The organism is Cupriavidus necator (assembly GCF_013141915.1).
In the GTDB taxonomy this organism is placed as follows: domain Bacteria; phylum Pseudomonadota; class Gammaproteobacteria; order Burkholderiales; family Burkholderiaceae; genus Cupriavidus; species Cupriavidus necator_B.
Genome location: NZ_SROX01000002.1, coordinates 546504 through 563228 on the forward strand (window position 1 = coordinate 546504; position 16725 = coordinate 563228).

The window sequence follows — 16725 nt, forward strand, 5'->3', positions numbered from 1 at the left end:
GGGGTTCGCCGTCAGTGGGGCGCCGGCCCGGCGCGGTCGTGGCCGATATAGCCGAACAGGTAGGCGCCGACCTTGCGCATCTGGATCTCGTCCGAGCCCTCGGTGATGCGGTAGCGGCGATGGTGGCGGTAGATATGCTCGAACGGCTTGTGTCGCGAATAGCCCAGCCCGCCGTGCACCTGCATCGCCGTGTCGGCGGCCTCGCAGCACAGGCGGTTGGCGCTGTAGTTGCACATCGAGACCTTGTCCGACAGGCGCTTCTCGACCTCGCGCTTCGGCATCTGGTCCATCTGCCACGCGGTCTGGCGGATAAAGGCGCGCAGCATCTCGGCGCGCGTGGCCAGTTCGACCAGCGGGAACTGGATGCCCTGGTTGCGCGCCAGCTCCTGGCCGAAGGGCTTGCGCTGGCGCGCATACTTCACGCTCTCGCGGATGCAGTAGTCGGCCGCGCCGAGGCTGGCCGCGGCCTGGCGGATGCGGTTCTCGTGCACGAAGTGCTGGGCGATGGCGAGGCCCGCGCCCGGCTGCCCCAGCACGGCCTCGTCCGGCACCCAGACCCCGCTGAAGCTCACGCGCGGGTGGTCGGTCGGCATGTTGAAGGTCCACAGGTACTCTTCCACGCGTACGCCTTCGCTGTGCGCCGGCACCAGGAACGCGGTGATGCCGCGGGCATCGCCATCCTCGCCGCTGGTGCGCGCAAACACCACCACGTGCGTGGCGGTGTGCAGGCCAGTGGTCCACATCTTCTCGCCGTCGATGCGCCAGCCGCCGCGGCCGCCGCGTTGCTCGGGGCGCGCGCGCGTGGCCATGTGCGTGGCGTCCGAGCCGTGCTCCGGCTCGGTCAGGCCGAAGCTCAGCTTGATGGTCTCGTCCAGCATGCCCGGGATCAGCGTGGCGCGTTGCGCATCGTTGCCGAAATCGCGCAGCACCAGTACGAACGGCTTGTTGCCGACGATCGAATGCTCGTTCTGCAGGTCATTGTGCAAACCCAGGCCCTTGGCCGCCAGGTGTTCGCGGATCACGGCCATCCACAGGTTGCCGCCGTCGCGGCCGCCGTACTGCGCGGGCAGCGCGAAGCGCAGGTGGCCGGCGCGGTCGGCACGGCGGCGCGCCTCGGCCAGCAGCGCCTCCCATTCCGGACGCGGCAGGCCCTGGTTGTCGAAGTCGGTGCGGGCCCATTCGCGGCGGTGGTCGAAGAAGCGCTGGTTGTCGTGCTCGGCCTGCAGCGGCGCGATCTCGGCCTCGATAAAAGCATCGAGCTCGGCCAGGTAGGCCGTCAGCTCGGCCGGCAACTGGAAATTCATGGAAGCGTCTCCACAGGATCGACAATCTGGCGATAGCTGCTGTACCCAGGCTGGTCGACGGCGAGCTTGGCCAGCGTGACCGCCCACAGGTGAGCGGCAAGCCCCGGCGTGGCGGCATCGATGCGGCCGCTGGCGATGCCCTCGCACAGGCGCTGGTTCTGTTCGGCCTGCGTGCCGTCGCTGCCCAGCAGGGCACGCAGGCGTTCATGCTCGGCGGCGTGCGCCGCGGGGGCCAGGCGCAGTTCGCGCGCGACGATGTCGAGCACATTGGCGGCCACGCGCGCGTCGAAGGCCGGGCGGCCGCTCAGGCTGGGGATTGCCGTGTCGCGCAGGAAGGCGGTCACTGCGTCGATCAGTTCCGCGGCATGGGGAGTGTCTTGCATGGTCAGCTTCCGTAGGCCGGGGCTGCATCGCGCGGCAGCAGCAGGTTGAGCAAGTCGATCTCGGTTTCCGAACTGCGCCGGCCGATGGCGGCCCGCTCCACGCTGCGCGGTCCGCCGCCCTCCGGCGGGCGCGACATGGTCTGGCAGGCCACGCCCCACTTCAGCACGCCAAAGATCTCCCAGAAGCGCACGCGCTCAGCATCGACCATGCCGCCTGCGTCGCCATAGCCGGCAAACAGCTGCGCGCGCGTGCCAAAGCCACCCACCGGCAGCCTGGTGCGGCCAAAGCGCCAGGAATTCACGCACAGCCAGCCCAGGTCGGTCATGGGGTCGCCCACATGGGCCAGCTCCCAGTCGAGCACCGCGCGCAGGCCGGCTTCGTCGACCATCAGGTTGCCGTTGCGGAAGTCGCCATGGACCAGCGTGGTGCGCTCCGTTGCCGGCGCATGGCGCTGCAGCCATCGGAACGCCAGCTCGAACACCGGTCGCTGCGCGCCAGTCGCCCGATAGCGCCGCAGGTAGCCCTCCACCTCCGCCGCGGCGTTGCTCTCGCGCAGCGGCGGCAGCGTGGCGCGGTCGATACCATGGATCGCGGCCAGCGCCTGGCCACACTGGTAGGCCAGCTGTTCGCGCGCCCGCGCCAGCCGCGGCTCGCGCACGATGCGCGCGCCCAGGGTCTCGCCTTCGATGTAGTCCATGACAAAGCCCGCGCCGATGCCGTCCTGCGGCGCCAGCACCGCCCGCACCACCGGCACCGGCACGCCAGCCGCGCCGACCAGCCGCAACAGTGCCGCCTCGGCCGCCATGCCCGCCTGCACCACCGCGACGCCCGCCGCGGGCCGCGCCCCCGCGCCCGGATCCCGCCGCAGGATCAACGGCTCCGGCCCTTGCGGCCCGGCCAGCGTGAACCGCCAGGTTTCCTGGCTGGCGCCGCCGGACAGGCGGCGTAGCCCGCTGATGCCCGCCTCCGCATCGGCACCCGGAAACTCGCGGGAAACGACGCGGCGAAGGCCGGCCAGCAAGCCGGATTCCGCTTCGGGGGACAGGGGTGTATGCATCGGTCTCCGGGCAGTCCCGCATGGCCACGGCACCGCTTAATTGATAATCTGAATTATGTTTTGGCCGAGTATGGTGGCCTGATACAGTTCATGACATCGGTAAAAACACGGACAAACAGGGGCACGCGGAAGCGCTTCCGCCAGGAATCGGGGTCGTCATGAAAGAAAAACTGATCGCGCTGGAAGGCCACGCGGGCTATGCCGCGCCGCGCTATTCGCGCGGCCTGCGCACCACCCATGCGCTGCTTGCGGCGGGCCGGCGGCTGCTGCGCGAGCGCACGCTGGAGCAGGTCTCGATCCACGAAATCTGCGCCCACGCCGGCGTCACCACCGGCGCCTTCTACAGCCGCTTCGACGGCAAGGACAGCTATTTCAAGGCGCTGCAGGCGCTCGCGCTGGCCACGCTGCGCCGGGCCATGGCGGCGCGCCTGGCCCAGCTCGACCACGCCCCCACCACGCTGGAAGACGCGGTGCATACGCTGGCCCGCGGCAGCCGGATCTGGGCTTATCGCAATGAAGGGGTGCTGCGCGCCTCGCTGGTGGCGCGCGCCACCACCGGCGAGGACCCGGTCCGCCAGCTCAATCGCCAGTACATGCTCGACCTGGCTACACGCCTGGCACGGCTGCACCCGGCCGGCCCTTCACCGCAACTGGAATTGCGTATCCGCTTCGCGCACCAGGCGCTGGCCGGCACGCTGCTGTATGCGCTGATCAACCGCGAGAGCACCTTTGCGCTGTCGGAGCGGCGGCTCGATATGGAAATGGCGCGGGCCTTCCTGCTGACGGTGGCATAGCGACCCGCGCGTTCAGGCACCAATGCAAAGAGGCCCCGTGGGGCCTCTTTGCATTGGTGCCTGCGTAGCAGCTGTGAGCAACAAATAGAACCGGATACGACCGCACAAACAGATTCGGATACTGAGCTAAAAATCGCTTTTATTTCAATAAGTTATAGCCACTTTCCTGAGCCCCGCTTTCGGCGGCATCTAGCGTCACTCCTTGGAAAGGGTAACCGAAGTGAGAACCTGTAAAAGTACAAATAGTTCCGGATACTACCCCCATTGACTACCCGCACGACTGACGCGCGGGTCGAGTCAGGGGAGTTCGGTACCGGAAATGAAAGCTCTTGCACCTCCGCCCAGATGAACAGATGCAGAAGGCCGTCAGATGACGGCCTTCTTGCACCTCTCTCCCGCACGTGGCGACTTCCCGGCCGAGTTGTTCTGCTTACAAGAGTCCCAACTCTGCAAGGTACTCCTCGTCTGAGCCCGCCGGCCGCTGCAGCGGTGGCGTATCCGACACTCGCTCAACTGCAACCTGCGGAAATTGGACGTCGTATGCGCTCGTTTCCGCAGCACCCCGCTCCTGCGCCCGCTTGAGTGCTGCTGTATCTTTAGCTGCTACCACCGTGGCTCCGCTCATACCAGCCAATGGATTACCCCTGCCACGTTCTGCAGCGGTAATTTGTTCATGCGTCTTTACCGACACCTGCCCTCGGTTGCGTCGACCTTTGTCCTTCAGTTTCCCGCCTCGGTGGTCATCGTCAAGGAGGTCCAGTTCAATTTGCTTCCAGGATACCGTGCCAAAGCTGAGGCGGTCCTCTGCGACCATCTCAAGCGCTTCCGTTGTGCCATCGTCTTTGCGCCACAACAGGACTTGGTCGAAGCCGGTTAGCCGCTTCACCCATACACGGGGGTTCGTAACTTTGCCAGGCCGCTTGGCTCGCTCATTAAAGTAATCCGCCATTGCCGTTGAAGAGAATCGCACATCATTGATGTAGACAACCCCCTTTCGGCAAGCTTTGCTTATCCAAGGAATAAACCTGTCGTTCACTTCCGAGGGGGTGTACCTCCTCGCCGCGTCGCCATGCCGCTGCTCTTGGGTGTACTTGTGCAATGCTGCCGGATGGATGTCTACGCCGGCACTTCGCATAGTGCGCGTGCGCAGCCGCCTCTTATTCGTGTAGAGGTTGTAGTGGTTGAACGCCTTAAGCATGAACCGTTCGAAATCGTCGAGCGACAAAGGCGGCGCCTGGCGCATCAGCTGACGAATTTCTCTTGCTAGCACGTCCCTGTCCCGGGTCGCACCAATACGCTCCTCTGCCATCATCCGGATGAGCAGCGAATTGAGCCCCTCGATGACACCCTTTGTGTCACCCCGGCCAGGCGGAGCGAGTATACGGATAAGCCCCATCTCATCGACAGCGACACTCACAACCTCTTCAGACGCGCCGGCGCCGTTGTCTACGAAGACGCCGTCAATCGAGCCTACAAGCAGGCCCTTCATCTGGCCAAGACCTAGTGCAGTGGCTCGCTCCTGTTTCGAAAGATAGATAGACGCGATGCATCGCCGAAACGAGTCCGAATTCTCCGCCTTCAACGCGAACTCGTAGCCGAGGATAGCGCCTGTAAGCCTCGATACTGCGATGATGACTTTTATCGTGGTCCGCTCAATCTTCCCATTAATCTGGACAGCAATACCGACTTTTGGCACCCAGCCGTCGATGTCGACAATCTCAATGACGCCATAGGTTAGCTGACTAGCCTGGCCCGTCCTTGCGTCGTTATGTTGAGCGGATAGTTTGTGTCCAAGCCTTATCGCCTTTAGATTCTTCTCCTCTATTATTCGTGGCGCGTGATATAAGAACATTCTTATTGTTGGAATCAAGCGCTTTGCCCACCTCTTATAACTATCCGCAACAAGATATCTATAAGTAGTCCTATAATTTAGTCTGCCAATCGCCCAATAGGTACGAAGCGCAGACTCGAACTTAAGCAGGTCTGACTTACGCACGGGACGCTGGCGCTTGAAATTCTTTTCTCCCGAGAAATGTGCTCTGTTTTTTTCGAGCAACTCCATCTTGGACAACCGGCCCGGTTTTCTACCGTTTAATCCGGTGCGACTTGCTCCCTTCCCCCCTTGAAATGAAGTCAGCCTTGCGAGCGCGCAGTCGCCTCCACCGTAATGGAGGTACTTGGTAAGCAGCTCCAACATGTACGGCCGGTAGCTAGCCGCTCGACCAATTGCCTCTATGACTCTTCGCACAGCTTGACCGCACGCCTTGGCATCAAAGATGATTTCGTCATTAAAGATGAAATCATCTGGATTTCCGTCGCCAGTCCGGTCCAACATCAGCACCGCCGATACGACCATATTGCGAAAGGCCAAGCCGTGCGAGGCCGAAGGCGGAATATCTCCTTGGTCGGGGTTCATGAACTGCGGACGAACCATGTCAGGGACTACCGCAATTGATAAGCCACTCTGCAGGTCCGGTGCCACAATGAGCTCGTCAGGCTTGCGCGCCCCTTCCGGCGCTTTTCCTACAACTACGGGCTGTGCATAGAGCCTCCTGGCGCATGGATTCCATGCGACGGCTCGTCTCAGCAGCTGCTTCTTGCTATCTCCAGTTGTAAAGACGTCGAATCGAGATAGGTTGAATGGCCAAGGACTTGCATGTACTTCCGCCAACCAGTCCAACTGAGCAGAAGTTGCCTTTGCAGGCAAAACGACCGTCTTGGAATCCGCCAAGACAAAATGCGAACTATTCACTTTTACCACCTCACCGCAATACATGAAGCGCTTCGTCATCTCTGAATGGCTTCGTATGGTCTACTCTCAACATTCCAAAGCTGGCTGCAATCGAAAAAAGCTCATGGGCGCGGTCTTCCGGCACAGCCAGCTGTTTCGCAATCCGCCGCATAACAGAACCGAGCGTGCCATTTGTCGAACGTTTTTTTACATACTCTGCAAAGGCATCCGCCTCCTCGTACTGTGCAAAGACATCCTGGTCACGTATGGTCCGATACATGACCAAATAGTTGGAGAACTCAAGGGCGCTGTATGCGTTACTGGGCATAAACTCCCATGTCCATCCTAGTTTCCCCAGAGCCTCCTCTTCTCGCTGGTGTCTCGCCTCATCCTTTTCACTGAGGTCCGCACCGGCCAACTTTACTGAAATGCCGTGATAGTGGATGCGGTAGTCGGGCGGGAGGACCAACGTCACGACTATGTCTATAGACATCTTGTCAGCCTCGAACATGCGCCTTCCGGCTCGCACGGCTCTGTTATAGGCTTCCTGTTCATAGATGGGGAACTGCTCCCGGATGTCGACGACGTAGGGGTTGAACGCCAACGCTAGCAATGGCCGAAACTCCGTGAAAGCCAGCGTTTCATAACGCCGCTTGAATTTCAGTCCTCTGAACGTAACTCGCGTGCTCCGGCGCGGAGTCCTTGCCTTCTTTGCTGCCTCGAAGCCTTCACCATGAGGCTGTCCAACGATGTCGCGCCCCGGAAGCCACAAGCCCGGCGGGGTAACGAACGGAGCCCGAGTGTCTTCAATAATCCTCACTGTCGTTTCCTTGCAGCCTTGAGGAGAGAATGAACGCGCCTGTCCTCAAGCACGTCGACCGATGCAACTTCGTTTGGGGAAATCGAAGGCACCAGCCCCTTGACGACGAAACCCTTGAGCCGTCGCCTCTTGTAGGCACTTGGACTCTCCTCATATACAGCCAAAACAAGCTTTGTCTGTGGAAGCAGGTGCTCGATACCCGCGAAAACGGACACCATCTTGTGCCGACCAAAGAGACGTGTCCGCGACAGGCGACCCTCGAAGCCTGCTTTGCGGAGTGCGGCGGCTGTCTTCTCAACCTGCTCGGCAAGAGAAGAGTCTAGCGACACGTAGTATTCAGGCCCGCTCCTTGCCTTCGCTGGCTCCACGCCCATCGCCTTAAGTCGACTACGTGTAAGGATTTCCCCTGCGTGGCGTGGCATTCGCAGAAGTAGGGAGCTATGTGTCTCCGTAGGATGCGTCTCCCTAAGCTCCCGATACTGCTTTGCATACTGGTAAGCGTTCTCCTCAGCCCTTTTCCTCGCGTTTTCCTTGTAACGTGCACGAGATGCCGCTGATGTCCGACTTTTCGCCGTTGCTGCGCCCGGCCTGACATCTGTCGAGTTGTCACGCTCGGAATGAAGCGCAGCGACGACTTGACTCCAACTACCGTATAGGGCCTGCATCAGAAGAATTGCGTGCACTGGCCGTCGAGGCAGCACACCATCCTTCATGATTCTTGAGACGACTAACCCCTTGTTTCCGGGAAACCCCGTGCGAGCCATCTTGCTACGAAACGGGCTCTCAGCAATCAATTCATTCAGTCCGGACCGATTCAAACGGCCCGTCTCGGCCAAGCCTAGAGTAGCGAGCTTGGTCTGAATCAACCTAACCATGGCTGAACGGTTCATGCCTGGAATAGCTGATTCGTCGAGTAGTTGCGACCACGCCCTTGCAAAGTCAATTTCGGCCTCTGCCTCCGCGAGGTCTAGGTTCGACGAGCGTAGAACAAGCTGGGCCCCGCAAATGCAACGATAGCGCGGTCGACAGATGCCAGCGGATGTGCGGAAGCCATTCTGGCAAACTCCGCAATGAATTTTGAGAGGTTCCGCATGCCTCCAGCAGTAGGAAACATCGGCTAAGATGAAATCCCGGCGCCAAAAGGCTTGCCCGTCCGCGGCGATATCCTCATTCAAGCATCCGGTGCAAATTCCTGGTTGCCAAGAGGGTCCCGAAACTGACACCCCAGCGAGACCGACCAATGACGCAATACCCTGCACCGGTGACGACAAATGATGCGCATTCACAAGGGATACATCGCCATCAGTGAGAAATCGGTTAAGTGCGGGTGCGATGGTGTTCCTACTCAGTACTTCGTCCGGTGTTCCAACAGCATCTCCGAGCAACTCTGCCATCTCCCGAATCCGACTAGGTAGCAACCATGGTATTCGACCGTGGTGGTACGTATTCATCGAGCTCGACAACTGGTTATGTAGCGATGTCAGGCTGAATCTTCGATGCCCTGCAATGTATCCAGCCAAAATTTCACCGGGAATAATTTGCCTGGTCATTAATCGACCTAACAAACCATTTTCAACACAACAACCATCCGTCTTCATCTATTTATTTTTACCCCTCCGGCTCCCCTAGCTTCGGGGGCCGAACCGTAGAGGAAGACGAGAACGGTCTCCACACGCAACCTCGCGGCTCTCGCAATCGTGTCGGGCCGTACCGGCTGGCGCCATCGATTTAGCTCGCTCATCGCCCACTCGACGCGATGAGAAACCAGACGACGTTTCGAACATGAATCTTTGTCGTACCAACCGACCTTCGAAAGATTTTTCAGCGCCAGTCGGAACGCGCCCTCGTTAAGCCCATAGTGCAGTCTCGCTTGGTATGCTGAGCAAAGGGGCGGCGGAAGGTTTGTACCCGACAGTGGCGCCGCGCAGTCGCCCTTAAGGACTTTGGTCATCCAGCTTGGAATGTCTCGCTGTCTTCTACCTCCAGCAGGTCGCATACGCGGTGCCTGGTTGAGGATGAGCCAGGCCCTATCGTTGCGGCGGAGCCAGAACCACAATGCAGATTTTCTATTCCGCGCGTCGCTTCTTGACTCGTCAGGATGGGTCGCACGCTCTTTCAGCCACTCTGCTCGCTTCCTGCTCGACAACTCATGGGGTACGCTGGAAGCAGGCTTGCTGATGGCACGCCGGCTTGCTGATGTACGGCTTGTCTTGCAGCCTTGGCTTTCGTCCAAACACCACAACATGAGCGTAAGGAGAACGGGATGAACTCCTCTATCTTCCCGATGTAAGGAGCGATAGATACGTAATGCCAGGTCTGACTCGCGAGCAATCGCAGTGAGACGGCAATCTTCGAATCCTGCCGAGAAATTTTTCGCAAAGTCTTGGCATAGCTCATTCACAGAAAGGCGACCGTCGGGGCTCACATACCCTTTCTCAACAAGCAAATGACTAACCACGCCGCGAAGCCGTCCACTCTCCGAAGCCCGGCTCGTTGCAAATGACCTAACCGCAAACCTCTCGCTATTCGACCTTGACGCGGCTGAGGCTTCCTGCTGGCATAGAGCCTCGAAAGTGGAGCACGGGTCTGAAAGGCGTAGCGGAGCATGATGGTGAGGGCAGCGACTGACGTAGGGAAGGCACTCATGACAGAGCGACACCCCCCGTCCAACAGCGACTACTGATGCGGCTTGGCACTCTGGGCAGCGCATTCCGTAGCGATGACCGGACTCGAGCAACACTGGCAGTCGTGGAGCACATGTCCTGAACCTGAGCTCGCTTATTAGCTGCGTTTGAAGACGGCCTCGAAGAAAATCTGGCATCCCAGCAAGCTCGTACGCGAAGAGCGCGTGGTGATGAAGAACCTCGAGTTCCCCCCCATAGAGTCCACGAGTCAGTTCGCAGAATCGACGTACGCGGCAAGGCAACGTATAGATGAGGGGATAACAGCGACGGAATGCCATGGCGACCGTTCGACATATCTCCCGGTCTCCCGTGGATACAGCTGCTGCGCACAATAAACTAAACGCCGTTTCGTCATCTGCAGCTGGATAGAAAATTGGTAGCATTTTGACGCTGACTTCTTCAGGATGCGCTTAGAGTTTTGGCGGCAACAGCCGCATCAAGGCCAAGAGCGGTCTTCATCATCACCTCTAGCGGAATCCAGTCACCATGGCGGCGCAGGCTAGCATTGGTAAACGTGCCGCCACCGTGTGCCTGGCGAACCGCTCGTAGATGTGGCTCATGGATTAGGGTCGCCTCTGCGGCCAGCACTGCAAACTCCTCTTCCCCAAAGGCTTTCTCATCTTTAAGCTTGAGAGCTGCCTCAGTTGCCTTTGCAGCCGGCACGGCTACGCCTGGGTGTCCCAGTGACGCGTTCCACAGCGCCGCAGGGAACCAGTCAGGCATCACGCCGCCATTCGCGAACGGGAGGCATTGCATATATATTGCCTTGGCAATCGCTTTCCATTCGTTAGTGTCCCGGCCATACGGAGTGATTCGGTGAACTCCATTCGGGCACAGGTCACCAATGGAGCCGGATTGTTCAGCCAGACCAGTCGCAGCACCCGGCGTCAACAGGCACAACACGGGAATTCCTGTCGTTCGAGTAAAAATTCCAAGCGCATCCCAGGTATCCGGGGCGTATCGAGAGGTGGCATCACGTGTATTGATGCGTTCCACGATAAGCAATCCGAGATTGACGCCCGTTGCCAACGCGCATAGTGCCGGGACGATGTCTTCCTCGCGGAACAGCGGACCCCTCGTTCGATGAGAATACTCGGAGCGAACTACGGAGTCGAATGCACCGACAAACTGTTTCGCAAAGGTCCTTAGCTTTCCATTCGTTGGCCAGCTGACTCGAAGTGTTCTCAGTCGCAGGAACTCGGCGAATCCGTTTTCGGTGTCGACCCTGATGGTGTGGTAGCCGCTGCCAATGTAGCTTTGAACTGCATCTGCTATCCGCCCTCGACCAGTACGAGCAGGCGCGCACACGAGAATTCCTCGAGGCTTGGCGTTTGGAGCTTTCCCCGCTCTGGCGGGAATTCGATGGCCGTGTCTATCGTAAGACTGATGCAAGAACTCCAGCGCCGTATACGTGTAAGCGCGATAGGCTGCATCGTTCAGATTGCGGTAAGCATAGGAGCTCCTGACTTGCGTCACGACCTCAATCAGTATTCTCGCCTGCGGTGTAGTGGGCACGAAGAGCCGAGCGCTTTCGTCAATGTCAGCCGAATCAGTTCTTGGTGACACCACTGTAGATGCGCTCAGATACGGCAAGCAGGCCATTTCCCGCCTAGCAACGGCAAGAGTTGGCACTCTCGGGGTATCAAGCAGTGCGGGATTTTCAAGCCTTGATGCCACCGTGTGAACGAGCGGCTTCAATGCTTGCCCGACCGAGGCAAGCGCGCTGTCAGTTGACATATTGCAAACGTTTTTTGCTCCGACCACCGAAAAGGCGGTCGGAATAGGTCACCAGGAGGGACGTGATGACACACCATCCCTCGAGCGATGTTGCTGTAGATGCTGAATAGCTTTGCGAGCCATGACTGAACGCGCAAAGACCAAAGGACTACGGCCCCTTGCAAGCAAGCTATTTGGAGCGAATGCTCTGCCTTTTCCGCCTGCGCCCCACTACGGTCTGCGCCTCGTTAGTCTTCGTGTCGGGGTCGCGAGAAATAGATTCGAATACCGGGGCGCTGGAAGTGGGCGGTTCTCTGTGCAACCTGCGCCGGCTCATGAGCCTTTCTTCTATCGACTTTTGGTCGGGCCTCAGCCGAAGTAGCTGCGCTTCGTGCGCAAGCACCGCACGCTTAATTGCAGCCCTAGTCGCTTTAGCCGCTTTAGGCACACGGAACAGCACCTTCGCCGAAGTGGCCTTCGAATTGCAAGCTGTGTTGGCAGCGACCAGGGCCGACGCCAGTTCTAGGTTGGACCCTGGCGGTCCCTCTGTCTCCATTACCGAGGAAAGGTGTGGGTATGCGGTGCTCTGGACGCAGTTTGCGGCGGACCCGAGATAAACCACAACGTGCCGAATGCCAGAATCTTTGAGGCATGACATGAGGCGGGCAACCGACGGCCAATCGGCGTAGGCTACTTCGAGTAATCGAAGTTCTACGCGGCAGCCTTGCGTCACCGCGATGTTGTCATTAGACCACATTCTGTGTCCTTTTTGCCTGGAGTTAGGCGTGCGAATGCCGCCCTCCCTCCATTTGGGTTGACAAATTGGGGGCGGACAAAAGACACTTGCGATTCGTGGGTGCGTGTCTTCTGTTCGCACTCTGGGCGGTGTAAAGGGCCCTAATCCTTTGCTCCGCCCGCCCCTTCCTACAGCACATTGCTGTACGGCTGTTCACTGACAAAGTCAGTGAATATCTCTCTTCCTTGTACTCCGGTCTTACCCCTTCATTGCATCGGCCATGGCACGTGGGTGTCTGGCTTCAATCTGTGTAATACGGCTCTAAACTGTGACGCTTGGAATTTAGGAAGGCGCATCCTCTAAAATTGCGCTAAAATCTAAATTCCACGTTGTTCGGCTCGTATTTTTTCAAAACGAGCAAAATTCTAGCACGCTCCTTTTCCGCGCCGCAATGGGCATGGGGCTTTGTCGCGTCCCTACGTTGTGATTCGCACGGATGCTCGCCCACCTCATGCCTCCCAAGCAATTCCCCCCCATCAACCCTAGGCAGTAACTCGGTCTACAGAGACCGAGCGCTGCAGCGGGCTTCCCACATCGTCGGCCACTAGCAGCGCTATTAACCTGTCGCAGGCCCCGGCGGATGCGAGCCCATACCAGCCATCCACAATGCAAGATGAATCAGTAAGTGCCGGCGCAATCTGCCTGTAGTCGCAATCCACCAAGACCGGCTGCAGCGGTCGACGACGAATAAGGTCTTCGTCTAGCCAGGAGCGTCGCGCACCGGTTGGCCTCAGTCTGGCACGAAGGCCTCGAGTACCGCGCCATGTCGCTCCGATGACATGCAACCGTACCTCCTGTGGCAGCATCTCTAACACCCTCCGATATCCGAGTGCAGGCACCCACAAGGTGTGCAGCACCACCTGCGTTTGCGGACACGATTCGATGACCTGCTCAAGAATCACGCTGTTCTCAAAAAAAGCATGACCGCCAGCGTGCAACTGAGGCAAGCGCCGTCCGTTAAATGAAACGAGGTTTGGATGGAGCACGCCGTCGAATGCCAGGTAAAGCGTTGCTGCTGCAGTCCCCATAGCTATCCCCAGGGAGCATAGACTCTGGGAACGTGTCCGTTTGGGGCCCTCTACAGTCGACGGACTTGGGTCTAAAATGCCTGTTCCAGAGACGAATTTTTTGTCGGCTCGAGCCTTCCACGCGCGACCAGGTTTAGCTCCGCCTGTGTAAGGCCACCCGCCAATAGATACTGCCCTGCTGCAATGCGGCAGCCAGCTTCTCAGCTAAGGGACTCGCATTGGCCCACACCGACACCGCGTGGACACGTTTGGCGGCACGGACTGCGCGCGGGCTTCTTGCGCGCAAAGGATGCGCATTTCAGGAACTCGCCGCCAGCCTCTCGGCAATGGGCATCTCTGAGTCTTTCAGAGGTGCCGAAAGTAAAGTCCAACGGGGAACATTCACCTTTGCATACTTTCTTGCCATTCTTAAGGCTGTGGGCGGGGAGTGCTCTCAACAATGGAAGCACTTCATTGACTCCGAGGATGCATGGGAGGTTGCTGCGAGCCATGTCATTCTCCATGAAATCAATAGCCAAGGGCTAAACATCCAGGACCTGTCCGGCCATCTCGAACGGTTCGGAATCTCACTGAACCCAGACCGGCTGGTAACTCAACTTTCCAGCGGCCAGTTTCCGTTCACGCTGCTACTGCAACTCGCGCTCGTTGTTCCCATAGCCGACCTCTCGAGATTTGTAGACCAATGCGACATTCTTGAAGCAGCGGGAACTGCTGACACTGGGATTGATGTCGCCGAGCGGGCCCGACGTTCGGGCCATTCAAAGCGAACGCAGCGAATCCCATAGAGCCTCCAGCGAATCGCTTTTCGTCAGCGCAGGGAAAGATGTCGACGCGGCTTTGGCTGAAAAGCCTGTCAATGTGGTGTCAGCGACCACGAGATGCAAGGCAAATTTCGTTCTGCTCATCACGCCTTGCCGGTACGTAAAACTACGTACCTTCACTCTACGTCGCACCACCGGAAATGCAAGTGATATTTCATACGGCAACAGGCGCCAAAGCCTTCCCCTAACCCGACGGGCTCTCTGGCCCGGTGCAGCTTGCCTCAAACATTGAGATTTTTCTTACGGCGAAATCTTCGGAGGAGCGCGTCTGACAACGACAACGCTTCTGGCATCGACTCAAGCTCGACTAGCGAAACGTCGTAGTGGCCCGCCAAGCCGAACCGCCCAGCAGTAATGAGCACCACCTTAGTACAACATTGTGCGAGAGCGGCGTCGGGCCTCATCATCATTGTTTACGGCAACTCTTGAATTCCTTACGAAATTCTCTTTCCGACAGTACCCTGCCAGCGAGCGCATCGTCGATACCCGCTCCCGCATCAAACAGCAACGCCAACAGACCAATCTCCGCATCGAGAGCGCAATAATCCCTGGCATCCACGATGACGACGTAAGGTGCGCCATTCTTCGTCAAAACAATCTCTGTGCCTCCTTGATGGGTACTAGCCGAGTTCGGTTAATCACAGTACACCCTTTAGCGCAATCCATTGGGCTGGCTACGACTTCACCGCGAAGGCTACGGATTTCGAGGACTGAGCACAGAGACGACTGAGCGCGCCAGCTCAACTCCGCTCCGCCCGGACGTACCCTCATGCGAAAGAAACTCAGCAGTGACATCCTCTGTTGTCAGTAGACGTGCATCAAACACCGCGCATCGCGCTATGAAGTGCTCGGCAGCTGCCAGAGCGCCAGGCTCACCAACCAGCAGATACTTGCACCCATCACCCGTAAGGCCCACGCGGGAACCGAAATCCCACCGAACGATAGGTGGAGTTGCCCAGTACTTGCCCGTGCTAGAGAATCTCCCGACAAGATGACGCTCGCCGCGGTAAGTCTCAAGCACGCGCCAATCTTCGACATACGTCTGCTTGACTTGAGCCGAGCGCAATGCAATGACCCTCGACATGATGGAGCTCCTGGTTCGCACTCGTTCACGTCCTGCAGCCATGGCTGCAGGAGGAGGACCGCACTGCTGCAATAGTGCGGCGCTATATCTCCAGATACTCGCCTGTAACGTCCTTCGTGCCCATGACCTTGTTATCCCACGTCGCGACCAGCCAGAAGAGCCACCATACCCCTTTCTCACGACTTGGAGGGCCGGCTAGGACATAACGAATCCCCTGCGCGGTCACGCCCATTCGCGTATCCCAATTGAAAGAGGTAATAGGAGGGCTAACGCGGTAAGGACCAGTACGAGTGCATATGCCAACAAAGTGCCTCGACCCGCTGTAAGTCTGCAGCACGCGCCATTCCTTTAGAACTGCGTCGCCAGCCGTATCCTCCGGCTTCGAAATCCACGCAGGCATGTGGGCCTCCTGCAACGACGCCTCGTCCGACTCCCGACCACATCTTGTCGGGAGAAGGCCGATAGCATTCGTTCCTGACTTCAGTAACTTCGACAAAGCGTCAAAGGGGAGTGTGGTGCTCAACGTGAAGCGCCGAGGCGCTCATCGTCGACGCCGGCGGTGAGTACCAGACGGACCCTCGTCCGCTTGCACCCAGTACTCGCCGCTGACATCCTTGGTCTCAGTAACGCCATTGCTAGCGGCCCAGAAACTCCACACATGAAGTGCGTCTCCGTCAAAGCTCGGCTCGCCATACAGAACGTATCGCCGCCCACTCCGAGTGATGCCTGCTCTGGATTTGGCATCGAACGACACGATTGCTGAGCTGACACGACCCGACTCGTTTTCTACGCAGTAGCCGACGAAATGGTGTTCACCCAGCTCTGTCTCGTAGACTCTCCAGCGCCGGAGCGTGATGTCGGGCTGCTCGTCGACGGTCGCGACTGACCAGATTGGCATGAGTTGCCCCTGCCGCGCGGGGCGGCATTTCGTTCAAGCACTTCGCAACTAACGCTGCTTATCGCTTCAGCAGCTCGTTGGCTGCAGTGGTCCATTCCCTCGAGCGAAAGCTCAGGAAAATGGATACAGCTGCAGCACGAACATGCGTGCAGGCGCCATCTTGTTATCAACGGTGCGAGCGACGCATTGGGCTACCGGAACGCTTGGTGCGATAGCGCGTATGCAAACAAGATTCGGAAATTTGTTGCCAGGATGTAGTTCTGCTTGTGGCGGCAACGCTGAGGCGCCAGCGAGGGCGCGCAACTGGAGTGTAGGCAATTCGGCAGCGGATGCAAGTCTGTAGAAAGAGACGTACCGGGCGGTCCTTACCTAAATGCTAGCCTTGCTTGCCTTTTCCAACCGCCTCTTTGCGCCGCTACCTTTACCGGGCTCGCCGTACTCACTGCTCCCATCCGTGCCACTTCGAGGGTGTATGACGACGAGGCAGCGTTCCGGCGGCACTTGGAGATGGTTCACTTTCTCGCCTTTAATCAGCAAACCGAGCCGTACACCATTTCCAAAGAGGTACGCATCTTTGGTCGCCTAGGAGCTCCTTGAGGTGAAATGAG

General features: G+C 58.7%; 10 protein-coding genes and 1 pseudogene. 2 read left to right on the forward strand and 9 right to left on the reverse strand.

Annotated elements, in window-relative coordinates; all coding sequences use genetic code 11:
- Nucleotides 1-11: 11 nt before the first annotated feature.
- Genes E5S69_RS07500 through E5S69_RS07510 form a run of 3 tightly spaced genes read right to left on the reverse strand, consistent with a single transcriptional unit; the run spans nucleotide 12 to nucleotide 2745 of the window.
- A complete protein-coding gene (locus tag E5S69_RS07500; protein WP_171514370.1) occupies nucleotides 12-1304 on the reverse strand; it encodes an acyl-CoA dehydrogenase family protein in 1293 nt (430 codons plus the stop codon).
- Nucleotides 1301-1687, reverse strand: coding sequence for a DUF6285 domain-containing protein (locus tag E5S69_RS07505; RefSeq protein ID WP_171514371.1), 387 nt, complete (start codon nucleotides 1685-1687; stop codon nucleotides 1301-1303). Before E5S69_RS07505 ends, E5S69_RS07500 begins: the two co-directional genes overlap by 4 nt.
- A 2-nt stretch (nucleotides 1688-1689) precedes the next feature.
- On the reverse strand, nucleotides 1690-2745 hold the full coding sequence (locus E5S69_RS07510) for a phosphotransferase family protein (protein WP_171514372.1): 1056 nt from the start codon (nucleotides 2743-2745) through the stop codon (nucleotides 1690-1692).
- Nucleotides 2746-2903: 158 nt separating this feature from the next.
- Here E5S69_RS07510 and E5S69_RS07515 point away from each other — a divergent pair, with 158 nt between their 5' ends.
- A complete protein-coding gene (locus tag E5S69_RS07515; protein WP_171514373.1) occupies nucleotides 2904-3539 on the forward strand; it encodes a TetR/AcrR family transcriptional regulator in 636 nt (211 codons plus the stop codon).
- A gap of 430 nt (nucleotides 3540-3969) precedes the next feature.
- Here the strand turns inward: E5S69_RS07515 and E5S69_RS07520 are convergent, their stop codons facing one another.
- The 5 genes from E5S69_RS07520 to E5S69_RS07540 all read right to left on the reverse strand — a co-directional run bounded on the left by E5S69_RS07520 (nucleotide 3970) and on the right by E5S69_RS07540 (nucleotide 13314).
- Nucleotides 3970-6330, reverse strand: a complete 2361-nt coding sequence (locus E5S69_RS07520) for a hypothetical protein (protein ID WP_171514374.1) — start codon at nucleotides 6328-6330, stop codon at nucleotides 3970-3972.
- Nucleotides 6302-7090, reverse strand: a complete 789-nt coding sequence (locus E5S69_RS07525) for a hypothetical protein (protein ID WP_171514375.1) — start codon at nucleotides 7088-7090, stop codon at nucleotides 6302-6304. Before E5S69_RS07525 ends, E5S69_RS07520 begins: the two co-directional genes overlap by 29 nt.
- Complete coding sequence (locus E5S69_RS07530; protein WP_171514376.1) at nucleotides 7087-7458, reverse strand: hypothetical protein; 372 nt, start codon at nucleotides 7456-7458, stop codon at nucleotides 7087-7089. Before E5S69_RS07530 ends, E5S69_RS07525 begins: the two co-directional genes overlap by 4 nt.
- Nucleotides 7459-10173: 2715 nt before the next feature.
- Nucleotides 10174-11511 (reverse strand): hypothetical protein, encoded by a 1338-nt coding sequence (locus E5S69_RS07535; protein WP_171514377.1) that lies wholly within the window; start codon nucleotides 11509-11511, stop codon nucleotides 10174-10176.
- A gap of 1257 nt (nucleotides 11512-12768) precedes the next feature.
- Nucleotides 12769-13314: an HAD domain-containing protein gene (locus tag E5S69_RS07540; RefSeq protein ID WP_171514378.1), complete on the reverse strand. Its 546-nt coding sequence runs from the start codon at nucleotides 13312-13314 to the stop codon at nucleotides 12769-12771.
- Nucleotides 13315-13532: 218 nt separating this feature from the next.
- Between E5S69_RS07540 and E5S69_RS07545 the strand changes: the two genes are divergently transcribed.
- Complete coding sequence (locus E5S69_RS07545; protein WP_216621249.1) at nucleotides 13533-14099, forward strand: DUF6471 domain-containing protein; 567 nt, start codon at nucleotides 13533-13535, stop codon at nucleotides 14097-14099.
- Between the two features lie 442 nt (nucleotides 14100-14541).
- On the opposite strand, the pseudogene E5S69_RS07550 reads toward E5S69_RS07545, so the two are convergent.
- Nucleotides 14542-14739: pseudogene (locus E5S69_RS07550) on the reverse strand (hypothetical protein); the annotation flags it as partial.
- Nucleotides 14740-16725 lie beyond the last annotated feature (1986 nt).

What these genes read in the sequence shown, in the direction of transcription:
- E5S69_RS07500 (WP_171514370.1), bottom strand. Translation starts at nt 1,304, where the DNA reads ATGAATTTCCAGTTGCCGGCCGAGCTGACGGCCTACCTGGCCGAGCTC.
- E5S69_RS07505 (WP_171514371.1), bottom strand. Translation starts at nt 1,687, where the DNA reads ATGCAAGACACTCCCCATGCCGCGGAACTGATCGACGCAGTGACCGCC.
- E5S69_RS07510 (WP_171514372.1), bottom strand. Translation starts at nt 2,745, where the DNA reads ATGCATACACCCCTGTCCCCCGAAGCGGAATCCGGCTTGCTGGCCGGC.
- E5S69_RS07515 (WP_171514373.1), top strand. Translation starts at nt 2,904, where the DNA reads ATGAAAGAAAAACTGATCGCGCTGGAAGGCCACGCGGGCTATGCCGCG.
- E5S69_RS07520 (WP_171514374.1), bottom strand. Translation starts at nt 6,330, where the DNA reads ATGACGAAGCGCTTCATGTATTGCGGTGAGGTGGTAAAAGTGAATAGT.
- E5S69_RS07535 (WP_171514377.1), bottom strand. Translation starts at nt 11,511, where the DNA reads ATGTCAACTGACAGCGCGCTTGCCTCGGTCGGGCAAGCATTGAAGCCG.
- E5S69_RS07540 (WP_171514378.1), bottom strand. Translation starts at nt 13,314, where the DNA reads ATGGGGACTGCAGCAGCAACGCTTTACCTGGCATTCGACGGCGTGCTC.